5 protein-coding genes are annotated in these 5,355 nt (G+C 64.0%); 1 reads left to right on the top strand and 4 read right to left on the bottom strand.

Annotated features, from left to right (window positions below; genetic code table 11):
- The 4 genes from EN939_RS19645 to EN939_RS19660 form a co-directional block, all read right to left on the bottom strand.
- Positions 1–1,036 (bottom strand): pyridoxal phosphate-dependent aminotransferase (locus tag EN939_RS19645; RefSeq protein WP_164751086.1); only part of this gene is annotated, 1,036 nt, incomplete at its 3' end.
- On the bottom strand, positions 1,029–1,934 hold the full coding sequence (locus tag EN939_RS19650) for a homocysteine S-methyltransferase family protein (protein WP_127269321.1): 906 nt from the start codon (positions 1,932–1,934) through the stop codon (positions 1,029–1,031). The genes EN939_RS19650 and EN939_RS19645, both read right to left, overlap by 8 nt.
- Positions 1,931–4,384, bottom strand: a complete 2,454-nt coding sequence (locus tag EN939_RS19655; RefSeq protein ID WP_127269322.1) for a GcvT family protein — start codon at positions 4,382–4,384, stop codon at positions 1,931–1,933. The genes EN939_RS19650 and EN939_RS19655 overlap by 4 nt, the downstream gene beginning before the upstream one ends.
- Before the next feature lie 20 nt (positions 4,385–4,404).
- Entirely contained in the window at positions 4,405–4,968 is a 564-nt protein-coding gene (locus EN939_RS19660; protein ID WP_127269323.1) for a helix-turn-helix domain-containing protein, read from the bottom strand.
- Positions 4,969–5,172: 204 nt separating this feature from the next.
- Here EN939_RS19660 and EN939_RS38120 point away from each other — a divergent pair.
- Positions 5,173–5,355: nitroreductase family protein (locus EN939_RS38120; RefSeq protein ID WP_206528309.1), on the top strand; the 183-nt coding region annotated here is incomplete at its 3' end.

Below are 5,355 nucleotides of genomic sequence, written 5' to 3' on the forward strand. Positions count from 1 at the left end.
TTTCCTTGTCGAGCAGGGCCCAGGCGAATTTCTCATCGTCCGGTTCGACGGCCGAGATGTCGAGCATGACATACATGCCGCCCTCCGAACCGCGCACGGTCACGTCGTTCATGCCCCGCACGGCGTCGAGCAAGACGGTGCGGCGTGCCGCGTAACGTTCGGCGATCTCCTTGACGCCGTAACGGTTCTCCAGCGCCTCGGAACAGGCGATCGAGATGAAGGCCGGCAGGCCGTAGGTCGTCACCAGATTGAGATTGATCATGAGCGTGATCATCTCCTCCGGTCCCGTCAGCCAGCCCATGCGCCAGCCGGTCATGCCGTGGCTCTTGGACATCGAATTGATGACCAGCGTGCGCTCGGCCATCCCTGGCAGCGAGCGCGGCGAGACGTGCTCGCCGCCGCCGAGCGTCCAGTAGACTTCGTCCGACAGCAGCCAGAGGTCGTGCTCCCGGCAGACTTCTGCCAGTTGCTCCAGCCGCTCGCGCGAATAGACCGCACCTGTCGGATTGTTCGGCGTGTTGATCAGGATAGCGCGCGTGTTCGGCCGGATTGCCGCGCGGATCATGTCGGCACGTGGCTGGAAGCCATCCTCGGCCGGTGTCTCGACGACGGTGAAGTCAGCGCCTGCGGCGCTGAACGTGTTGGGATAGGTGGCATAATAGGGCGCCACGACGATGGCGTGGTCGCCCTGGTCGAGCACGCCCTGCACGGCCGCATAGAGTGCGGCCTGGCCGCCCGGCGTGGCGATCACCTGATCCGGCGACGTCTCGACGCCGGTGCAGGCGCTCGAGGCCGCCGCCATCGCCTTGCGCAGGCGCGGCAGGCCGGGAAGCGGGGTGTAGTGATGATTGCTGCCGCGAACCGCGGTCACACAGGCTTCGATCGTCTGCGAAGGCGTGTCGAAATCATGGTCGCCGACCGACAGCATGATGATGTCTTCGCCGGCCTCCTTGCGCGTCCAGGCGGCGAAATGGACTTCCCAGCCGTCCTTGCCCGAAGGCACGATGCCGGAAATGCGCGATGATGGTCTAGGCATGCAAAACTCCCGAAATTTCGTAGCCGGCCTGTTCGAGCCGGTCGCGCAGAGCGGCGATGTGCGGTGGTCCGACTTCGCAGCAGCCGCCAACGATGCTTGCCCCAGCCTCGACCCAGCCGATCGCCTGGTCGGCATAGGCATCCGGGCCAAGGTCGTGACGAGCGTGCAGCACATCGACGGTGCCGCCGTGCTTGAGTGCTTCGGTTGACGTGAAGCCATTGGCGTAGGCGCCGACCGGGCCGCCGAGGCCGATCAGTTCAGGCAAAGCCGCGGCGATTGCTTCCGGCCGGCAGCAATTGACCAGCCGCGCGGCGACTGCCAGGCCGTCGAGCGCGCTTGCCGCGGTGGCTATCGCTTCGCCGCTGCGCAGCCGCGGCTTGCCGTGGTCGGCCAGCGTCCACGACACCCATACCGGCTTGCCGCTTTCCGATGCCGCGGTGACCGCCGCGCGGGCTTCGTCCGCCGACGCCATGGTTTCACACAGGAACAGGTCGACGCCATCGGCCTGCTCGGCAACGATGCGGCGGTAAATATCGAGCGTGTCCTCGAAGGAAATGGTCAGTGCCGGTGCATAGCTGCCGAAAAGCGGCGATAGGCAGCCGGCGATGGCTGCATCGCCGGCCTCGTCGCGGGCCTGTCTGGCCAATTCGATGCCGCGCTTCTGCAACGGCTTGAAGAGGTCTTCCGCGCCCTCGCGCGCCAGGCGTTCGGGTGTTGCCGAATAGGTGTTGATGGTGATGACACGGGCGCCGGCACGGATGAATTCCGCGTGCAGGTCGCGCACCAGATCCGGTTCGTCGATCAGCACCCGGGCTGACCATAGCGGCGTCGGCTCGGATTTGCTGCGGCGGACCAGTTCCTGGCCCATGCCGCCATCGGTGAGGATGATTTTCTTCATGCGCGCAGCCTTTCGTTCTTCGGATCCCACAACGGTTCATCCTTCTGCACGATCGCCTGAAAGCGGTCACCGAAGATTTCGACCTCGACTGATGTGCCTGGCTCGGCCAGATCGGCGCGCAGCATGCCGAGCGCGATCGACTTGTCGACCCGGTGGCCCCAACCGCCGGACGTCGTCTCGCCGACGATCTTGCCGTCATGCCAGAGCGTCGACACCGAAGGGGCGTCGCAGTCGCCCGGGTTCTCTATAACCAGCGTGACGAAGCGCTTCTTCACGCCTTGCTGCTTTTCGTTCTGGAGTGCAGCCTTGCCACGGAAATCGGGCTTGTCCCATTTGACGAAGCGCTCCAACCCGCCCTGCAGGATCGAATAGTCGGTCGACAGGTCGCCCTTCCAGGTGCGGTAGCCTTTTTCAAGCCTGAGTGAATCCAACGCATACATGCCGAACGGCTTCAGCCCATGTTGCTGGCCTGCCGCGCAGACGGCGTCGAAGATGGCTGATGTGTCGTCCACCCTGGTGTGGATTTCCCAGCCGAGTTCGCCGGCGAAGGAGACGCGCACGAGTTTGGCCCAGCGACCGGCGATCTTTGTCTCCTGATGCGTCAGCCATGGCAAAGTGAGGTCGGCTTCGCAGACATCGGCGAGGATTTTCCGCGAGTTGGGGCCGGCCAGGATCTGGGTCGAGAATTCCTCGGTCCGGTCGATCAGCCTGAACGGCGCATCCTTGGGCATGCGCGATTTCAGCCATTCGAAATCGTGCCACTGCGCGACCGCCGCGGTGATCAGCGTCATCAGGTTGTCGTCGTGGCGCACCACGGACATTTCGGTGACGATGCGGCCCTTGTCGTCGGCGAAATAGACGAGACCGATGCGGCCTGCCTTCGGCACCAGCCCGGTGACCTGCAGGCTCAGCCATTCGGCGGCACCGGGACCGTCGAGGTTGAAGCGCGAGAAGCCCGGCAGGTCCAAAATGCCGGCGGCATCGCGCACGGCCAGGCACTCCTCGCGCACGCGATGATGCCACGGTCCGTCGCGGCGGAAGGTCAGCGTGGCTTCCTCGGAAATGTCATCGCCGTCTTGTGCGTACCAGGTGGCACGCTCCCAGCCATTATAGGCGTCGAAGCGGCCGCCGAGCGCCTTGATGCGATCATGGATCGGCGACAGCTTGCGGTCGCGGCCTTCCGGCCAGGCATGGCGCGGGAACTGGATGGCATATTCGTTGCCGTAGATCTCCATGCCCTTGGCGACGCAGTAGTCCGGCGCCGAGGCAAAGGAAGTGAAGCGGCGCGGGTCGCACGACCACATGTCCCATTCGGTCCGGCCCTCTGTCACCCATTCGGCCAGCACCTTGCCGGCGCCGCCACCCTGGGCAATGCCGAAGGTGAAGACGCAGGCCTCGAAGGCATTGGGAACCCCGGGCATCGGGCCGATCAGCGGGTTGCCGTCCGGCGTGTAGGGGATCGGCCCGTTGATCACCTTGGACAGGCCGGCGGTGCCAAGGATCGGCACGCGGGCGACGGCATCGGCCAGATAATGTTCCAGCCGGTCGAGGTCGTCGGGGAACAATTGAAAGGAAAAATCCTCCGGCATCGGGTCGTTGTGGCTGGCCCAATGCGCGCGGCAATTGCGCTCATAGGGGCCGAGATTCATCCCGTTCTTCTCCTGGCGCAGATAGTAGGAGGTGTCGACGTCGCGCAGCAGCGGCAGTTTCTTGCCCTGTTCCTTCGACCATGCCGCCAGTTCGGGAATCTCCTCGAACAATATGTACTGATGGCTCATCACCATCATCGGCACGTCGCGGCCGAACATCCGGCCGACTTCGGCGGCGCGGTAGCCGGCGGCATTGACGACGATCTCGCAGCGGATCTCACCTTGCGCCGTCTCGACCACCCACTCGTCGTTCTCGCGGCGCACGCCTGTGACCGGGCAGAAGCGGATGATCTTCGCGCCCATGTCGCGCGCGCCCTTGGCCAGCGCCTGGGTGAGCTGCGCCGGATCGATGTCGCCGTCGCTCGGGTCGTAGAGCGCGCCTTTCAAATCATGCGTCTCGATGAAGGGATAGCGGCGCTGGATCTCGTCGACGCCGACGATGTCGATGTCCATACCCTGGTAGCGGCCCATGCCCTTGGCGCGCTGAAATTCCTGCATGCGCTCTTTCGTGTGGGCAAGGCGCAGCGAGCCGGTGACGTGATAGTTCATGGGATAGTCGACCGCGTCGGCCAGCCCGCGATAAAGCTCGGTCGAATAGCGCTGCATGTTCATCAGCGACCAGGACGAGGAGAAAGTCGGCACGTTGCCGGCGGCATGCCAGGTCGAGCCCGAAGTCAGCTCGTTCTTTTCCAAGAGCACGCAGTCGGTCCAGCCCGCCTTGGCGAGATGGTAGAGCGCGGAAGTGCCGACGGCACCGCCTCCGATGATCACCACGCGCGCCGTGCTCGGCAAACCCGCCATGTTCTTCTCCAAACTTGAACTCAATAGACGGGTGGTGAAACCACCCAGATGACAATTGCAGGCTCCGCGCCCGGATTGCGCCAGCGGTAAGGCTTGCCTTCAAAGCGAAAGGAGTCGCCTTCGCCAAGCCGATGCCAGACACCTCCGATCTCGATGTCGAACAGCCCGGAGGCGACGTATCCAGCTTCTTCGGTCGGCCGCTGCGCCTCGGCCTTCAGTTCCGCGCCCGGCGCGAAGACCGAACGCACCATCTCGAAGCTACCGCCGAGATCGGGCGACAGAAGCTCCTCCACCAGGCCGGATTCGCTTGTGCCAAGCGTGCGGCGCCTGCCAGCGCGCACGACCACGCCGCGCTCGCTTTCGACAGGTACGTCATGGCTGAAGAACAGGCTGATCGGCACGCCGAACAGTTCGGCGAAGGCTCGGAGGTCACCGAGCGACGGCGTCGACAGACCGCGCTCGACCTGGCTGACCCAGCCGACCGAACGGCCAAGCTTCGAGCCGATCTCGGCGAGTGTCAGCCCGCGCGCCTTGCGCAGGGCCCTGATATCGCCGGCCAGCACGCGTTCGTCAGGTACCTGCAATGTTCTAGCGGTAGTCGAAGGCAAAGCGCTCACTTTATGAAAAAATCTGGCCAAATTTCATGAGAAGTCAAGCTCATGAAAAAATCAAGTAGATTTTCACGGATGCACAAGATTTGCTTGCGCGATTTTGACGGTTCATGCAAAGGCTCCGCCGAGAGCGGCGAGTGGGGACGTCCGATCGAGACAAAGGGTAAGGGACGGCCCATGCTGGAAAATAACCCCCGAATTGCGGGCGATGCCGAGATTGTCGACGAGGCGATCCTGTCGCGCCGTTCGGTGCGCGCATTCCTGCCCGACATGGTCGACGACGAAACCATCCGCGCCATTCTGGCGGTTGCGGCGCGTGCCCCATCCGGCACCAACATGCAGCCATGGAAGGTCTATGTC

Origin of the sequence: Mesorhizobium sp. M7A.F.Ca.CA.002.05.1.1 (assembly GCF_003998335.1) — a bacterium.
Taxonomy (GTDB): domain Bacteria; phylum Pseudomonadota; class Alphaproteobacteria; order Rhizobiales; family Rhizobiaceae; genus Mesorhizobium.

Excerpts from the sequence above, each read along its gene's own strand:
- EN939_RS19655 (WP_127269322.1), bottom strand. The coding sequence starts at position 4,384 with ATGGCGGGTTTGCCGAGCACGGCGCGCGTGGTGATCATCGGAGGCGGT.
- EN939_RS19650 (WP_127269321.1), bottom strand. The coding sequence starts at position 1,934 with ATGAAGAAAATCATCCTCACCGATGGCGGCATGGGCCAGGAACTGGTC.